The sequence below is a fragment of the Comamonas sp. 14P8.1.4 genome, from assembly GCF_057799285.1.
This window is the reverse complement of the sequence record NZ_JBYOKN010000002.1, coordinates 116,877-132,201: the sequence shown is the minus strand read 5'-3', so window position 1 is coordinate 132,201 and position 15,325 is coordinate 116,877. Positions and strand designations below refer to the sequence as shown.

The following is a 15,325-nucleotide window of genomic DNA, read 5'->3' as shown; positions in this document are numbered from 1 at the left end:
CTAAAGGAAGAATATGGGACAGAAAATCCATCCTACCGGCTTCCGCCTTGCTGTAAGCCGTAACTGGGCTAGCCGTTGGTACGCTAGCAACCGTGACTTCGCTGGCATGCTGGCTGAAGACATCAAGGTTCGCGAGTACCTGAAGGCTAAGTTGAAGAACGCTGCTGTGGCACGCGTGCTGATCGAGCGTCCTGCAAAGAACGCCCGTATCACCATCTTCTCGGCCCGTCCTGGTGTTGTGATCGGCAAGAAGGGCGAAGATATCGAGGCCTTGAAGAAGGAACTCGCTACTCGTCTGGGCGTGCCAGTCGCAGTGAACATCGAAGAAGTGCGCAAGCCTGAAATCGATGCCAAGCTGATCGCTGACTCCATCTGCCAGCAGCTGGAAAAGCGCATCATGTTCCGTCGCGCTATGAAGCGTGCGATGCAGAACGCCATGCGTCTGGGTGCCCAAGGCATCAAGATCATGTCGTCCGGTCGTCTGAACGGTATCGAAATCGCCCGTACTGAGTGGTACCGCGAAGGCCGCGTGCCATTGCACACTCTGCGTGCTGACATCGACTACGGCTTCTCTGAAGCCAAGACCACCTACGGCATCATCGGCGTGAAGGTTTGGGTCTACAAGGGTGATACCTTGGGCCGTAACGACCTGCCCGCCGTTGAGACTCCCCGTCCTGAAGACGAGCGTCGTCCACGTGGCCCCCGCCGCGATGGTCGTCGTGACGGTGCAGGCCGTGGTGCCCGCCGCCCCACAGGCGGTAACGCAGCTCCTGTAGACGGCAGCGACAAGCCTGCTGGCGCTGGCGCTGACTCCGTTAAGCGCGTTCGCAAGACTGACGCGCCCGCTACAGCAGCGGACGGTAAAGGAGAATAAACATGCTGCAACCTGCACGCCGTAAGTTCCGTAAGGAACACAAAGGCCGCAATACCGGTATCGCTACCCGTGGCAACGCAGTTGCTTTCGGCGATTTCGGTCTGAAGTCCACCGATCGTGGTCGTCTGACAGCTCGCCAGCTGGAAGCCGCTCGTCGCGCGATTTCTCGTCACGTCAAGCGTGGCGGCCGCATCTGGATTCGTGTGTTCCCCGATAAGCCAATTTCCACTAAGCCTGCTGAAGTGCGTATGGGTAATGGTAAGGGTAACCCCGAGTACTACGTTGCCGAAATCCAGCCCGGCAAGATCATCTACGAAATCGTGGGTGTGTCTGAAGAGTTGGCTCGTGAAGCGTTCCGCTTGGCTGCTGCAAAGCTGCCTCTGCGTACGACCTTCGTTGCCCGTCACATTGGTGAATAAGGAGAGATCACATGACTAAAGCTGCTGAACTCCGCCAAAAAGACGTGGCCGCTGTGGAAGCTGAAGTGAAGTCCTTGCAAAAGGCCCACTTCGGTCTGCGTATGCAAAAGGCCACGCAACAACTTGGTAACACATCGACATTGAAGGCTACTCGCCGCGATATCGCCCGTGCCAAGACCATCCTTGCTGAAAAGCAAGCCGCTAAGTAAGGAGCCGACATGACGGAAGCTAAAACATCCCTCAAGCGCACCTTGATTGGCAAGGTGGTGAGCGACAAGCGCTCTAAGACAGTAACCGTGCTGGTGGAGCGTAGCGTTATGCACCCCATCTACGGCAAGATCGTGGTGAAGTCCTCGAAGTACCACGCTCACGACGAACAAGGTGAATACAAGATGGGTGATACCGTCGAAATCACCGAAAGCCGTCCGCTGTCGAAGACCAAGAACTGGGTTGCAACCCGCTTGGTGCAAAAGGCTGCTCTGGTTTAAGCGTTCAACCGCTTTGACTGCAAAGTCTTAAAAAGCGACCCACAATGTGGGTCGCTTTTTTGTTTTCAGGCCTTGCTCGCAGCATGAGAAGCGAGAGCCCCAAGGCATATTTAAACCATTGGAGGACACACATGATTAAGGTTGGAGATGCACTGCCCGCAGTGAAGTTGATGGAGTACGTGGAAGTCGAAGGCAACGGCTGCAGCATTGGCCCGAACCCTGTCGAGCTGCCCCAAGCCCTGGCTGGCAAGACCATTGGTCTGTTTGCCGTGCCCGGTGCCTTTACACCGACTTGCTCGGTGCAGCACTTGCCTGGCTATATTGCCCAGGCTGATGCTTTCAAGGCCGCAGGTGTGAACGAAATCTGGTGTGTGGCCGTCAATGATGCGTTCGTGATGGGCGCATGGGGCCGTGAGCAAAAGGCGGTAGGCAAGGTGCGCATGATTGCCGACGGCGATGCAGCTTTGGCCAAGGCGCTGGGCCTGACGCTGGATCTGAATGGCAAGGGCCTGGGTCTGCGCAGCAACCGCTATTCCATGCTGATCAAGGACGGCAAGGTTGCGAGCTTGAACGTGGAAGGCCCTGGCAAGTTTGAAGTCTCGGATGCAGCCACTTTGCTGGCACAAGCCAAGGCCTAAAAAGGCTTGGTGCTATAAAAAACGCTGCTTAGGCAGCGTTTTTTTATGGGGCAAGCGGGCAGTGGGTCAGTAGATATCGACCTTGAGGTAGTGGGCCCCGGGGATGGGGTTGTGATAGTAGGGGTCAATGCTTTGAAAGCCCAGGTCTGTATACAAATTGCGGGCTGCTTCCATATCGTCCAGGGTGTCGAGCAGCACGCTGGCGTAGCCGGCCCGGCGCGCGGCATCGAGGGTGGCTTCGGTGAGCTGGCGCCCCAGTCCAAAGCCGCGAAAGACTTTGCGTACGTACAAGCGTTTCATCTCGGCAGCGTTCGGGGTGTCTGCACTGTCCAGGGGGCGCAGTGCGCAGCAGCCTGCCAGTGCCCCATCGACGTGCGCGAGGAGCAACGTGCCGCGTGGCGCGGCATAGTCACCCGGGAGGTGGGCGAGTTCGTGATCGAAATTCTGGAAGGCCAGATCCAGCGTCAGACTGTCCGCGTACTCGCGAAACAGTTGGGCTGCACAAGCCATGTCTTGGGCGGAGGTGGCGATGTCTAAGGCCACACAGGGCTGGTCCACGGTCAAAACGAGTGTGCAAAAGCAAAGAAGAACAAGCTGCCAGTGTAGCGATACAAGGGCAGCAGGGACATAGGGTTAGAACGACGTGGCCCGTGTCCACACCCAGTAGGCCATCACCGCGCAGGCTGCCGCGAAAAAGAATGCGGGCAGCAGTGCACGCCAGCCATCGCGGCTGGCCGGCAGCTCGGCAGGCTGCTGCTCTTTGTCGCCGTGCCACATCGCAGGCACCAGCTTTTCACGGCGCAGCACGCTGTAGTAGGCGATAGCGGCGATGTGCAGGCCAACGATGGCATACACCAGCCATTGGCCCCAGCTTTTGTGCCAGCCCGTGGCCCAGGCAATGGTGTCACCGGAGACAAAACGCACCAGCGAGCCGGCAAACGCGATCTCGTCATCACTGACCAAGCCCGTGCCCACTTGCACGCCCAGAATTAGCAGCATGGCCACGACAGACAGCGCGCCCAGCGGGTTGTGGCCGGCTTTGTCAGCGGGTGTGCCTTGCCCCCGCAGGTAGCGCACCAGGCGCGCCGGGCTGGGCAGGAACGTGGCAAAGCGTGACCAGTGCCCACCCGCCAAGCCCCACAGCACGCGAAACAGCAGCAAGGCCAGCACGGCATGGCCCAGGCGCAGATGCCATTCCATGGCATTGCCTCCCATCTTGGCGGTGACGACCAGGGCCACGATGCAGGCGGCCAGCAGCCAGTGGAAGAGGCGCGTGGGCAAGTCCCAGATGCGCAGTCGGGTGGTGTCAGAGGTGCTCATGGTGTGAATGTACGGACAGGCGGAAATGAGGGCATGTGGCAGCTCACAATCACCGGGGTTTGGGGAACTGCGCGCGCGCAGCGATACTCCCTGTAGAAAGTGTGCGTATTTTTGTCGGTTTCATAGCAAAAAAGGAAGTTCCCCATGCGATTCAAAACCCTCTGTGCCTCGGTGCTGGCTGCGTCTGCAATGTTGGTTGGTGCTACAGCTTTGGCGGATACGCTGAAGTTCGGTAAATCAGAAGATGCCATCAAATACCGCCAGAACGCGCTGTTTGTGATGAGCCAGCACTTTGGCACATTGGGTGCCATGGCCAATGGGCGCGCTGCATTCAACGCGGATCTGGCCAAGCAAAACGGTGAGGTGCTGGCCACGCTGGCGGGTCTGCCCTGGCAAGGTTTTGCGGCTGGCGCCGAAGGCGGCAAGGCCAAGCCTGAGGTGTGGTCGGAAAAAGCCAAGTTTGATGACCATGCCAACCAGTTCATGGCGGAAGCCGGCAAGCTGGCGGCGGCTGCCAAGACCGGTGATCTGGCCCAGCTGAAGGCCGCTTTTGGTCCCGCAGCGCAAACCTGCAAGGCATGCCACGACGCTTTCCGCAATCGTTGATGGACGGCTCTTGATGCCAAGGTTGATGAAGGTCTTGGCATAAAAAAATAGCGGCCAGCGCTGATGTTGTCTGGGTATGCGATGGTTTTGGCATCGAAATCCAGCAACGGCAAGCGCTGGCTGCTATTGTTTTTTTTTGAGAGTGGTTGCTCAGGCTTCGGCCAGCAGCTTCTCGATCAGTTGGTGCAACTCGGCAAAGTTGGGCTGGCCCACATAGGTTTTCACAATCTCGCCGCGTTTGTTGACGATATAGGTGGTGGGCGTCAGTTGCACATCGCCCCAGGCTTTGGCCACGGTGCCGGTGTTGTCCAGGGCCACGTTGAAGGGCAGCTGGCGGGATTGCGCAAAGTTCACCACGTAGCTGGGCGGGTCGTAGCTCATGGCCACGGCCAGGGTGTCAAAACCCTTGTCCTTGTACTTGTTGTGGGTGGCAATAATCTCGGGCATTTCGGCCACACAGGTCACGCAGCTGGTCGCCCAGAAGTTGACCAAGGTCACCTTGCCTTGCAAATCCTGGGTGCTTTTGCTGCTGCCATCGAGCAGCACAAAATGGGACTGGGGTGCGGTTTGCGCGCCTTCGCCCAGATAGACATAGGCGCCCAAGCCTGCGAATGCTGCAAGCGCCACGCCTGCCACGATGTGTTTGATTGCCATAGCTTGCTATTTTGCCAAGTTGCGAAGGACGGCGCAGGGCAATGCCCTGCGTTCCACTACCGTATGGAGTGGCGGAATCCGTAAAAGTTCGCTATCCAGTTTGGTGCAGTGCTGCCGATAATGCAGGTATGAGCAAGATTCAACCCCTGATGCGATGCCTGATGGCCGCTGCGACAGCGCTGGTGTTGAGCGCCTGCGGCAACGCCGAGCCCGAGCTGAAGTGGCAGCACCTGTCGCTGGATGATGCGGGCTTGGAGATGCAGTTTCCGTGCGACCCGCAGTTTGCCCGCACCCCTGTCGATTTTGGAATGGAGCTGGGCAGCGTGCCCGTCAACATGATGGGCTGCGACGCCGTGGATTCCACCTTCGCCATGTCCCACTGGCTGCTGGACGACCCCAAGCTGGCCGATGATGCCTTGGCGTTCTGGGAAGTCGCTGTGCTTTCGCAGTTCCAGGCGGTCGATGGCAAAGATTCCAAAAGCGGTGCAGCTTTTGTGCCGGCTGGCGCCATGGATTTGCCGCGCTCCATCCGCGCGACCGTGGAAGGTGAGGGGCGTGCCGGCTGGACGGTGACCACCCATGGCGTCTGGTTTGCCCGCAAGGAAGGCGACAAGGCGCGCATCTTCCACGCTGTGGTGTATGCGCCCAAGGCCTACCACCAGACGGCCAACACATTCTTCAAAAGCATCATCTTGAAATAGTCGAGGCGGCTTTCTTGGCTGACTGCCATGCAGGCTTATGCCAACGCGCCTACAGGGCGGTCACGCCATAATGGAGTCGAAAAGAAAGCCTCATGAATTCGACTGCCAACCACATTCTGCTGATTGCCCACGCGCCCCTGGCGCATGCCCTGCGGGACTGCGCACAGCACGTGTTTGCGGACTGCGCTGAGCACATCAGTGTGCTGGATGTGCCGCCCAGCGAAAGCCCTGAAGTCACATTGGCCACGGCACAAACGCTGCTGGCACGCAGCGGCGCCGAGCGAACACTGGTGCTCTCCGATGTGTTTGGCGCGACGCCCAGCAATGTGGCGCACCGCCTGGTTGAGGGCACCGCAGCGCGTTTGCTGGTGGGTGTGAATCTGCCCATGCTGCTGCGCGCGATTTGCTATCGCCAAGAGCCGCTGGAGCAGCAGGCTGCGCGTGCACTGGCAGGTGGGCAGCAAGGCATGTTGCAAGTAGGGGGCGGCAGTGCTCCTCAGAACCAAAATAGCCGGAAAGAACATGGTCAAGACAGAGATCACCATCAGCAATAAATTGGGGCTGCATGCCCGCGCTTCGGCCAAATTGACCAAGCTGGCTGGCAGCTTTGCGTGCGATGTGTTCATGAGCAAAGGTGAGCGGCGCATCAATGCCAAAAGCATCATGGGCGTGATGATGTTGGCTGCTGGCGTGGGCTCGGTGGTAGAGCTGGAAACCGATGGCCCCCAGGAGCAAGAAGCGCTGGACGCCTTGGTTGCCCTGATCAACGACAAATTTGGCGAAGGCCAGTAACAGCAGCGGTGCAGCGCATGCGCTGCGCGCAGTGGTGAAGCCCTGCGTGGCGCGGCTTGCGCGCCGTTGAAAAGGATTTCGGCATGACATTTGCCATCCACGGGTTGGCGGTTTCGCGCGGCATTGCCATTGGGCGTGCCGTGGTGGTGGCCTCGAGCCGGGTTGAGGTGCGCCACTACTTCATTGAAGCCGCACAAATTGAGGCAGAAATCACCCGCGCCCGCACCGCCCGCAATGCGGTGGTCGATGAGCTGCAACGGCTGGTGAGCGATTTGCCCGACGATGCCCCGGGCGAGCTGGCAGCGTTGCTGGAAGTGCATCTGATGCTGCTGCAAGACGAAGCGCTGGCCGCTGGGGTGCGGCACTGGATCACCGAACGCCTGTACAACGCCGAGTGGGCGCTGATGACGCAGCTGGAACAAATCTCGCGCCAGTTTGACGAGATGGAAGACCCGTATCTGCGCGAACGCAAGGCCGATCTGGAACAGGTGGCTGAACGCATCCTGCGCTATATGCGCGGTATTGCGGCCAGTCCGATCACCACGCCGCCCGCACCACCGGCTGATGGAGTGCAGCCAGCGCTGGAAGGCATGGCCGATGCACCACTGGTGCTGGTGGCGCAAGACCTGTCGCCCGCCGATATGTTGCAGTTCAAGCGCAGCGTGTTTGCAGGCTTTGTCACCGCGGTCGGGGGCAAGACCAGCCACACGGCAATTGTGGCGCGCAGCATGGACATTCCTGCGGTGGTGGGCGCACGTGCAGCCAGCCAGCTGATTCGCCAGGATGACTGGATCATCATCGATGGCAACGCGGGCATCGTGCTGGTTGACCCATCGCCCATCCTCTTGGAGGAGTACCGATTCCGCCAGCGCCAGGGCGTGCTGGAGCGCGAACGCCTGGCGCGGCTGCGGCACACCCCGTCGGTGACGCTGGATGGGCAGAAGGTGGAGTTGCTGGCCAATATTGAGCAACCCGGCGATGCCGCAGCGGCCGTGCATGCGGGCGCCGTGGGCGTGGGGCTGTTTCGCAGTGAGTTTCTGTTCATGGGGCGCGAGGGCAAGCTGCCCGGCGAAGAGGAGCAGTTCGAGGCCTACAAGGCGGCTGTGGATGGCATGCAAGGCCTGCCAGTGACCATTCGCACCATCGATGTGGGTGCGGACAAGCCCTTGGACAAAGGCAGCAAGGACGCCTCCCTCAACCCGGCGCTAGGTTTGCGGGCCATCCGCTGGAGCCTGGCGGAGCCCGCCATGTTCCGCACCCAACTGCGTGCCATCTTGCGTTCAGCGGCGTTTGGCAGGGTGCATTTGCTGTTTCCCATGGTGTCGCACCAGCACGAGGTGCACAGCATTCTGGCCCAGGTCAAGCTGGCGCAGGCGGAGTTGGATGCGCGCGGCGCCGCTTACGGTGCGGTGCAGCTGGGGGCGATGATTGAAATTCCCGCTGCCGCCATCATGGTGCGCAGTCTGCTGCAGCACTTTGATTTTGTGTCGATCGGCACCAACGATTTGATCCAGTACACGCTGGCGATTGACCGCGCTGATGAAGCGGTGGCGCATTTGTACGACCCGCTGCACCCCGCTGTGCTGGGGCTGGTGGCTCAGGTGATTCAAACCGCCAATGCCATGGGCAAGCAAGTGTGTGTGTGCGGCGAAATGGCCGGCGACACCAGCATGACGCGGCTGTTACTGGGCTTGGGGCTGCGCAGCTTCTCCATGCACCCCGCGCAGATTCTGAGCGTCAAGCAAGAAGTGCTGCGTGCGGATACGCGCAAGCTGCAGCCCTGGGCGCAGACGGTGCTGGCTTCGGACGCACCCGCGCAGCTGCTAGAGGTGGCCAAGTAACCGCTGGTCGGGAATGCCCTTCACTTCGAAGAAACTATTTGCGATTAATTCTCATTCAGTGTTATAGTTCGCAGCACTGAGTCCTGGTGAATTGCTCTGGTGGGGGAACTCCAAGGGACTGCAGTGGTTTTAGTTTCATCGTGGGGCGACAAACAGGCCCGTGAAGCCTGTGCGTCGTTTTTTGCCAGCCAGCGGCACTGCCCGGTTAGCCACGCATTTTTTCTGTGATGAAGCAGTAGTTATTGAAAATAGGAGCGGAATGCGCTGGATGTGCCTGAATTTCAAATAGAAAAGCATCTGAAATTGAGTATTCACGAGCGCTAGCCGCTATAAAAAAAGCAACCCGAGGGTTGCTTTTTTGTTGCCCGAGGCCTTGGGGCCTTACACGCCAGCGGCGTGGGCCTGCTGGTCTGCATGGTAGCTCGATCGCACCATGGCGCCCACGGCGGCGTGGGTGAAGCCCATCTTGCACGCTTCTTCCTCGAACATCTTGAACGTGTCGGGGTGCACGTAGCGGCGCACGGGCAGGTGGCTGTTGGTCGGCGCCAGGTACTGGCCAATCGTCAGCATGTCGATGTTGTGGGCGCGCATATCGCGCATCACCTGCAAGATCTCTTCATCGGTCTCGCCCAGGCCCACCATGATGCCGCTCTTGGTCGGCACGTTGGGGTGCAGTTCCTTGAACTTCTTGAGCAGGTTCAGGCTGAACTGGTAGTCCGATCCGGGGCGCGCTTCCTTGTACAGGCGGGGCGCGGTTTCCAGGTTGTGGTTCATCACATCGGGTGGGGCCGACTTCAGAATTTCCAGTGCGCGATCGTCGCGGCCGCGGAAGTCGGGCACCAGGATTTCAATCTGCGTGGTCGGCGAGAGCTCGCGGATGTTTTTGATGCATTCCACAAAGTGGCCGGAGCCACCATCGCGCAGGTCATCGCGGTCCACACTGGTGATTACCACGTACTTCAGGCGCAGGCGGGCAATGGTTTCGGCCAGCTTGCGCGGCTCTTCCACATCCAGCGGGTCAGGGCGGCCGTGGCCCACATCGCAGAAGGGGCAGCGGCGCGTGCACTTGTCGCCCATGATCATGAAGGTGGCCGTGCCCTTGCCAAAGCATTCACCGATGTTGGGGCAGGAGGCTTCTTCGCAGACGGTGTGCAGCTTTTGCTCGCGCAGGATGTCTTTGATCTCGTAAAAGCGCGTGGTCGGGCTGCCAGCCTTGACGCGGATCCAGTCAGGTTTTTTGAGCGCCGGTGCGTGCTCTACCTTGACCGGAATGCGCGAGAGTTTGGCGGCCGCCTTTTGCTTGGCCAGCGGGTTGTAGTTTTCGGCGGACTGCGCTTCGCGCACGACTTCGTTGCTGCTCATGGTGATGGTCTCAGGGGGCGAGGCGGGTGATCAGCTGGTTGCCAAACACTTGCGCCACCTCGCTCCAGGTTGTCTGGATGCCAATTGTAGAAAGATCAACGGTAGCCATACCGGCATAACCGCATGGGTTGATGCGGTGATAAGGCTCCAGATCCATGTCGACATTCAGCGCGACACCGTGGTAGGTGCAGTGACGGCTCACTTTGATGCCCAGTGCGGCAATCTTGCCCAGGCCCGCAAAGTCAGGCTGGGGGGCGGCGCTGCCTGGGGCGCGCAGCTGTGGGCGCTGGGCCAGCATGGCATGGCTGCGCGGATCATCCAGGCGCACATAAATGCCGGGTGCACCTGCCACGCGGTGGCCTGTGACGCCGTAGTGCGCCAGAGTGCGAATGACGGCCTCCTCCAGGCGGTAGACGTATTCTTTGACGAAGTAGCCCAGGCGCTGCAAATCCAGCAGCGGGTAGGCCACCACTTGCCCGTGGCCGTGGTAGGTCACCTGACCGCCACGGTTGGTGGACACCACGGGGATGGTGCCAGGCAGCAGCACATGCTCGGCTTTGCCGGCAAGGCCCTGCGTGAAGGTGGGGTTGTGTTCGCACAGCCACAGCGCGTCGGCAGTAGACGCATCGCGGTTGGCGGTGAAAGCCTGCATGGCGCTGTTGCAGGCGGCGTAATCCACGCGGCCCAGCACACGCGCATCCAGTGCAGGAAGTTTGATGGCGCTCAAAGAACCACCTTGACCATGGGGTGGCTGGTCAAGGCACGATACAGGTTGTCGAGCTGCTCACGGCTGGTGGCGGTCACGGTGATGGTGACGCCCAGGTACTTTCCGCCACTGCTGGGGCGCAGTTCCACGGTCGATGCATCAAAGAAGGGGTCAAATTCCTTGGCCACCTTGGTGATGCTGTGTACAAAATCCTCAGCGTGCAGGCCCATCACCTTGATGGGAAACAGGCTGGGGTACTCGATCAGGGAATCCTTGCGGGGATCGTTGTTGGCAGATGTATCGGACATGGTCATGATGAGTTGGGAAGCGAAGGGTTTTGCTTGGTCCGCGGGCCATTGTGCGCTATGGTTGCGCCGCTGGTCGTAGGACGGGGCAGGCGCGCGCCTGCAACGGGACGGTTGTGCATTGCAAGCGTGCAAACCCGGGATCTTGTGGGTGTCGAACGACACGCAAGTCAGGGATTGTCCGTGAAAACCCCCGAAGGATGTCGGAGGTCGTCAGTGCAAAACGGGTTTCTACGTATAATCAGAGGCTTTGTAAAAATTCCGGTTTGAGTTTTGGCTCGCTGAACACATGAAACATCAAGCCCCTGAATCGGAATTTGAGGACGAAGAGCCGCAAATCAAGCCCCTGACGCCTGAAGAGGCTGCGGTGTGGCGCAAGCAGCAGCCCAAAATGTCCATGTGGCGCATTCTGGCGCTGCAGGTGCTGATGGGTGCCGCCGTTGCGCTGCTGGCGTGGTGGATGGCAGGTCGTACGGCCGGATGGTCAGCCGCTTATGGTGCGCTGGCCATTGTGGTGCCTGCTGCATTGTTTGCCCGAGGCGTGGCACGCAATAGCGGTAGCGCGGCGAATGCGCCGGGTGCGATCGCAAGGCTTTTTGCCTGGGAATTTGTCAAGTTGGTGCTTTGCATTGCCATGCTGGCTGCAGCGCCCTTCTTGATGCCAAACCTGCACTGGCTGGCGTTGCTGGCAGGGATGGTGGTAACGATGAAAACGTACTGGCTGGTTCTGGCGACAGGACGAGCCAGTGTCCGAAAAACCGATTGATATTGAGAGAAGAGTTCACCGATGGCAGCCGACGCGCACGCTCCAACCGCAAGTGAATACATTGTTCACCACTTGCAGCACCTGCAAAATATCAAGCAGAACTCCATCATCGATTTCTCGGTGGTGAATCTTGACTCCGTGGCTGTCAGCATCATTTGCGGCGTGATCGGCTTGTTCCTGCTGTGGCTGGGTGCCCGCAAGGCAACCTCTGGCGTTCCTGGTCGTTTCCAGGCAGCGGTGGAAATGCTGGTCGAAATGGTGGACAACCAGGCCAAGGCGAACATCCACAACGCGCAATCGCGCAAGTTCATTGCACCTTTGGCGTTGACTGTGTTCGTGTGGATCTTCATCATGAACGCGATGGACATGCTGCCCGTCGATTTGCTGCCTATGCTGTGGCAAACCGCACAGGGTGATTCGCACGCTTACCTGCGTGTCGTGCCTACTGCCGATCTGTCCACTACGCTGGGCCTGTCGACTGCCGTGCTGATCCTGTGCTTCTACTACAGCCTGAAGATCAAGGGCGCTGCGGGTTGGGCCCACGAACTGGTGACTGCACCATTCGGCACTTCTAAGAATCCTGTTTTCGCCCTGATCCTGGGCGTGATCAATCTGCTGATGCAGATCATTGAATATGTTGCCAAGACGGTTTCGCACGGTATGCGACTGTTCGGCAATATGTACGCTGGTGAGTTGGTGTTCTGCCTGATTGCCCTGATGGGTGGTGCGGCTGCCATGTCGCTCTCTGGTGTGTTGCTCCCCGTGGGGCACATCATTGCAGGCACGATTTGGGCAATCTTCCACATTTTGGTGATTACCCTGCAAGCCTTCATTTTCATGATGCTGACGCTGATTTATCTCGGCCAGGCGCATGAAGCCCACTGACCTTTCCCTTTCAACTTCAACTTTCCTTTAATCCCTAGGAGTCATCATGGAAAACATTCTCGGTCTCGTCGCTCTGGCTTGTGGTCTGATCGTTGGTTTGGGCGCTATCGGCGCTTCGATCGGTATCGCACTGATGGGCGGTAAGTTCCTGGAATCCTCGGCTCGCCAGCCTGAGCTGATCAACGAACTGCAAACCAAGATGTTCATCTTGGCTGGTCTGATCGACGCTGCTTTCCTGATCGGTGTTGCTATCGCTCTGCTGTTCGCTTTCGCCAATCCCTTCGTACTGGCCTAAGCTCCGATCAACGCCCTAGAAAGAAAGGTGTTGCCGTGAGTATCAACGCGACCCTGTTCGTTCAGTGCATCGTTTTCCTGATCTTGGTGCTGTTCACGATGAAGTTCGTGTGGCCCCCGATTGCGAAGGCGTTGGACGAGCGAGCCCAGAAAATCGCCGATGGCCTCGCTGCTGCTGACAAGGCTAAAACCGAGCTGAGCGCCGCTAACAAGCGCGTCGAGCAAGAGTTGAGCCAGACACGCAACGAGACAGCATCGCGGCTTGCGGACGCCGATCGCCGCGCCCAGGCCATCGTTGAAGAAGCCAAGGCCCGCGCGACAGAAGAAGGCAACAAGATTGTTGCTGCTGCCCGCGCCGAAGCTGAACAGCAAGCTGTTGCTGCCCGTGAAGCCCTGCGTGAGCAGGTGGCTACATTGGCCGTGAAGGGCGCCGAGCAAATCCTCCGCAAGGAAGTGAATGCTGGCGTTCATGCTGATCTGCTGAACCGCCTGAAGACAGAGCTGTAAGGAAAGCAAAATGGCAGAACTCGCCACCATTGCCCGCCCTTATGCTGAAGCATTGTTCAAGGCCAGCTCCAATGGGGCTGACCTGAACAGCACTGTCGCTTGGGTGGAGGAACTGGCGGCGATTGCCGCTGATCCGCAATTGCGTCAACTGGCCGATAGCCCCAAGGTGACAGCTGAGCAAGTGCTCAATGTCATCACTGGCGTGGCCCGTTCGGCTTTGCCCGATGCCGCTCGCAATTTCCTGCGCGTCATCATCGAAAACGGTCGCCTGGACGCACTGCCTGAAGTGGCTGTGCAGTTCCGCGGCATCGTGAACCGCCTCAATGGCTCGTCCGACGCTATCGTCTACAGCGCATTTCCCGTCGAGGAAGCTGTGCTGAATGACATCAGCGCTGCGCTGCAAAAGCGTTTCGGTCGCAAGCTGAACCTGTCTGTCGAGATCGATGCATCTTTGATCGGCGGTGTTCGCGTAGTGGTGGGCGACGAGGTGCTGGACACCTCCGTGAAGGCTCGTCTGGAACAAATGAAAGCGGCCCTCATCGCGTAAGCGTTGAGGTCTCGGCTAACCAAAAGAAAGAAGGAAAGAGTCATGCAACTCAATCCCGCAGAAATTTCTGAACTGATTAAGAGCCGCATCGAAGGGCTGGAAGCGAACGCCGATATCCGTAACCAAGGCACTGTGGTGTCGGTGACGGACGGTATCGTGCGCGTGCACGGCCTGTCGGATGTGATGGCTGGCGAAATGTTGGAATTCCCCGCTACAGCGGACGGCCAGCCTTCTTACGGCTTGGCTCTGAACCTGGAGCGTGATTCCGTTGGTGCGGTGATTTTGGGTGAATACACCCACATCGCTGAAGGTGACACTGTGAAGTGCACCGGCCGCATCTTGGAAGTTCCCGTGGGCCCCGAACTGGTCGGCCGCGTGGTGAACGCACTGGGCCAGCCTATCGACGGCAAGGGTCCTATCAATGCCAAGATGACGGACGTGATCGAAAAGGTTGCGCCTGGTGTGATCGCACGTCAATCCGTGGATCAACCTCTGCAAACCGGTATCAAGTCCATCGACTCCATGGTTCCCGTGGGCCGTGGTCAACGTGAGTTGATCATTGGTGACCGCCAGACTGGTAAGACCGCTGTTGCGATCGACGCCATCATCAACCAAAAGGGTCAAGGCGTTACCTGTATCTACGTGGCAATTGGTCAGAAGGCTTCTTCTGTCAAGAACGTGGTGCGTGCGCTGGAACAAGCAGGCGCGATGGAATACACCATCGTTGTGGCTGCTACCGCTTCTGAATCTGCTGCAATGCAGTACGTGTCGGCCTACTCAGGCTGCACGATGGGTGAATACTTCCGCGATCGCGGTGAAGACGCCCTGATCGTTTATGACGATCTGTCCAAGCAAGCTGTGGCTTACCGTCAAGTGTCGCTGCTGCTGCGTCGCCCACCAGGACGCGAAGCGTTCCCTGGCGACGTGTTCTATCTCCACTCGCGTCTGCTGGAGCGTGCTGCTCGCGTGAACGCTGATTACGTGGAAGCCTTCACCAAGGGTGAAGTCAAGGGCAAGACCGGTTCCCTGACAGCTCTGCCTATTATCGAAACACAAGCTGGCGACGTGTCCGCTTTCGTTCCTACGAACGTGATTTCGATTACTGACGGCCAGATCTTCCTGGAAACCAACCTGTTCAATGCTGGTATCCGTCCTGCGATCAACGCCGGTATTTCGGTGTCTCGCGTGGGTGGTGCTGCTCAGACCAAGCTGGTCAAGGGCCTGTCCGGCGGTATCCGTACCGACTTGGCACAGTACCGTGAACTGGCTGCGTTCGCGCAGTTCGCTTCCGATCTGGACGAAGCAACCCGCAAGCAGCTGGACCGTGGTGCGCGCGTGACTGAATTGCTCAAGCAAGCTCAGTACAGCCCTCTGTCGACTGCGTTGATGGGCGTTTCGCTGTTTGCCGTGAACAAGGGTTTCATGGACGACATCGAAGTCAAGCAAGTGCTGCCTTTTGAAGCTGGTCTGCACCAGTTCCTGAAGACCAGCCACGGTGCTTTGCTGGATCGCCTGAATGAAAAACGTGCTTTCGACAAGGAAGGCAAGGACGAAGCTGAATTGAGCGCTGCTGTTGCTGCGTTCAAGAAGTCGTTCGCTTAATCCGGACGAGGAGCCATC

The 15,325-nt window shown here is 58.8% G+C and carries 22 protein-coding genes; 16 read left to right on the top strand and 6 right to left on the bottom strand.

All coding sequences use genetic code 11. The annotated features are described in order from the left end of the window. The first annotated feature begins 13 nt into the window (after positions 1 to 13). The 5 genes from rpsC to AC27VO_RS05220 all read left to right on the top strand — a co-directional run bounded on the left by rpsC (position 14) and on the right by AC27VO_RS05220 (position 2,419). On the top strand, positions 14 to 874 hold the full coding sequence (rpsC, locus tag AC27VO_RS05240; RefSeq protein ID WP_488665662.1) for a 30S ribosomal protein S3: 861 nt from the start codon (positions 14 to 16) through the stop codon (positions 872 to 874). 2 nt (positions 875 to 876) lie between these two features. Then, positions 877 to 1,293, top strand: coding sequence for a 50S ribosomal protein L16 (gene rplP / locus AC27VO_RS05235; protein ID WP_191722133.1), 417 nt, complete (start codon positions 877 to 879; stop codon positions 1,291 to 1,293). A gap of 11 nt (positions 1,294 to 1,304) precedes the next feature. Further along, positions 1,305 to 1,502 carry a 50S ribosomal protein L29 gene (gene rpmC / locus AC27VO_RS05230; protein WP_488665661.1) on the top strand — a complete coding sequence of 66 codons (198 nt, stop codon included), beginning with the start codon at positions 1,305 to 1,307 and terminating at the stop codon, positions 1,500 to 1,502. A gap of 9 nt (positions 1,503 to 1,511) precedes the next feature. Continuing rightward, positions 1,512 to 1,781 carry a 30S ribosomal protein S17 gene (gene rpsQ / locus AC27VO_RS05225; RefSeq protein ID WP_488665660.1) on the top strand — a complete coding sequence of 90 codons (270 nt, stop codon included), beginning with the start codon at positions 1,512 to 1,514 and terminating at the stop codon, positions 1,779 to 1,781. Positions 1,782 to 1,912: 131 nt separating this feature from the next. Continuing rightward, on the top strand, positions 1,913 to 2,419 hold the full coding sequence (locus tag AC27VO_RS05220) for a peroxiredoxin (protein WP_488665659.1): 507 nt from the start codon (positions 1,913 to 1,915) through the stop codon (positions 2,417 to 2,419). A 66-nt stretch (positions 2,420 to 2,485) separates the two neighbouring features. Here AC27VO_RS05220 and AC27VO_RS05215 read toward each other — a convergent pair whose 3' ends face one another. Both AC27VO_RS05215 and AC27VO_RS05210 read right to left on the bottom strand, forming a co-directional pair. Continuing rightward, complete coding sequence (locus AC27VO_RS05215; protein WP_488665658.1) at positions 2,486 to 2,977, bottom strand: GNAT family N-acetyltransferase; 492 nt, start codon at positions 2,975 to 2,977, stop codon at positions 2,486 to 2,488. Between the two features lie 75 nt (positions 2,978 to 3,052). Then, on the bottom strand, positions 3,053 to 3,739 hold the full coding sequence (locus tag AC27VO_RS05210; RefSeq protein WP_488665657.1) for a cytochrome b/b6 domain-containing protein: 687 nt from the start codon (positions 3,737 to 3,739) through the stop codon (positions 3,053 to 3,055). 144 nt (positions 3,740 to 3,883) lie between these two features. Between AC27VO_RS05210 and AC27VO_RS05205 the strand changes: the two genes are divergently transcribed. Next, positions 3,884 to 4,345 (top strand): c-type cytochrome, encoded by a 462-nt coding sequence (locus tag AC27VO_RS05205; RefSeq protein WP_488665656.1) that lies wholly within the window; start codon positions 3,884 to 3,886, stop codon positions 4,343 to 4,345. A 150-nt stretch (positions 4,346 to 4,495) separates the two neighbouring features. On the opposite strand, the gene AC27VO_RS05200 is transcribed toward AC27VO_RS05205, so the two are convergent. Beyond that, a complete protein-coding gene (locus AC27VO_RS05200) occupies positions 4,496 to 4,999 on the bottom strand; it encodes a TlpA disulfide reductase family protein (RefSeq protein ID WP_488665655.1) in 504 nt (167 codons plus the stop codon). A gap of 128 nt (positions 5,000 to 5,127) precedes the next feature. Here AC27VO_RS05200 and AC27VO_RS05195 point away from each other — a divergent pair, with 128 nt between their 5' ends. The 4 genes from AC27VO_RS05195 to ptsP all read left to right on the top strand — a co-directional run bounded on the left by AC27VO_RS05195 (position 5,128) and on the right by ptsP (position 8,333). Continuing rightward, positions 5,128 to 5,700: a hypothetical protein gene (locus tag AC27VO_RS05195; RefSeq protein ID WP_488665654.1), complete on the top strand. Its 573-nt coding sequence runs from the start codon at positions 5,128 to 5,130 to the stop codon at positions 5,698 to 5,700. 92 nt (positions 5,701 to 5,792) lie between these two features. Beyond that, positions 5,793 to 6,254: a PTS sugar transporter subunit IIA gene (locus AC27VO_RS05190; RefSeq protein WP_488665653.1), complete on the top strand. Its 462-nt coding sequence runs from the start codon at positions 5,793 to 5,795 to the stop codon at positions 6,252 to 6,254. Then, a complete protein-coding gene (locus AC27VO_RS05185) occupies positions 6,223 to 6,492 on the top strand; it encodes an HPr family phosphocarrier protein (protein ID WP_488665652.1) in 270 nt (89 codons plus the stop codon). The genes AC27VO_RS05190 and AC27VO_RS05185 overlap by 32 nt, the downstream gene beginning before the upstream one ends. An 83-nt stretch (positions 6,493 to 6,575) precedes the next feature. Further along, a complete protein-coding gene (gene ptsP, locus AC27VO_RS05180) occupies positions 6,576 to 8,333 on the top strand; it encodes a phosphoenolpyruvate--protein phosphotransferase (protein ID WP_488665651.1) in 1,758 nt (585 codons plus the stop codon). 381 nt (positions 8,334 to 8,714) lie between these two features. Here the strand turns inward: ptsP and lipA are convergent, their stop codons facing one another. The 3 genes from lipA to AC27VO_RS05165 all read right to left on the bottom strand — a co-directional run bounded on the left by lipA (position 8,715) and on the right by AC27VO_RS05165 (position 10,715). Then, entirely contained in the window at positions 8,715 to 9,695 is a 981-nt protein-coding gene (lipA, locus tag AC27VO_RS05175) for a lipoyl synthase (RefSeq protein WP_488665650.1), read from the bottom strand. 10 nt (positions 9,696 to 9,705) lie between these two features. Continuing rightward, on the bottom strand, positions 9,706 to 10,347 hold the full coding sequence (lipB, locus tag AC27VO_RS05170; protein WP_488665989.1) for a lipoyl(octanoyl) transferase LipB: 642 nt from the start codon (positions 10,345 to 10,347) through the stop codon (positions 9,706 to 9,708). Between the two features lie 71 nt (positions 10,348 to 10,418). Next, positions 10,419 to 10,715, bottom strand: coding sequence for a DUF493 family protein (locus AC27VO_RS05165; RefSeq protein ID WP_488665649.1), 297 nt, complete (start codon positions 10,713 to 10,715; stop codon positions 10,419 to 10,421). Positions 10,716 to 10,995: 280 nt separating this feature from the next. Between AC27VO_RS05165 and AC27VO_RS05160 the strand changes: the two genes are divergently transcribed. Genes AC27VO_RS05160 through atpA form a run of 6 tightly spaced genes read left to right on the top strand, consistent with a single transcriptional unit; the run spans position 10,996 to position 15,307 of the window. Beyond that, a complete protein-coding gene (locus AC27VO_RS05160; protein WP_488665648.1) occupies positions 10,996 to 11,472 on the top strand; it encodes an ATP synthase subunit I in 477 nt (158 codons plus the stop codon). Between the two features lie 21 nt (positions 11,473 to 11,493). Then, complete coding sequence (gene atpB, locus AC27VO_RS05155) at positions 11,494 to 12,357, top strand: F0F1 ATP synthase subunit A (RefSeq protein WP_488665647.1); 864 nt, start codon at positions 11,494 to 11,496, stop codon at positions 12,355 to 12,357. Positions 12,358 to 12,403: 46 nt separating this feature from the next. Next, entirely contained in the window at positions 12,404 to 12,652 is a 249-nt protein-coding gene (atpE, locus tag AC27VO_RS05150) for a F0F1 ATP synthase subunit C (RefSeq protein WP_011803767.1), read from the top strand. Between the two features lie 35 nt (positions 12,653 to 12,687). Next, positions 12,688 to 13,158, top strand: a complete 471-nt coding sequence (locus AC27VO_RS05145; RefSeq protein ID WP_488665646.1) for a F0F1 ATP synthase subunit B — start codon at positions 12,688 to 12,690, stop codon at positions 13,156 to 13,158. 10 nt (positions 13,159 to 13,168) lie between these two features. Next, a complete protein-coding gene (locus AC27VO_RS05140; protein ID WP_488665645.1) occupies positions 13,169 to 13,705 on the top strand; it encodes a F0F1 ATP synthase subunit delta in 537 nt (178 codons plus the stop codon). 42 nt (positions 13,706 to 13,747) lie between these two features. Then, complete coding sequence (atpA, locus tag AC27VO_RS05135; protein WP_488665644.1) at positions 13,748 to 15,307, top strand: F0F1 ATP synthase subunit alpha; 1,560 nt, start codon at positions 13,748 to 13,750, stop codon at positions 15,305 to 15,307. The last annotated feature ends 18 nt before the right edge of the window (positions 15,308 to 15,325 follow it).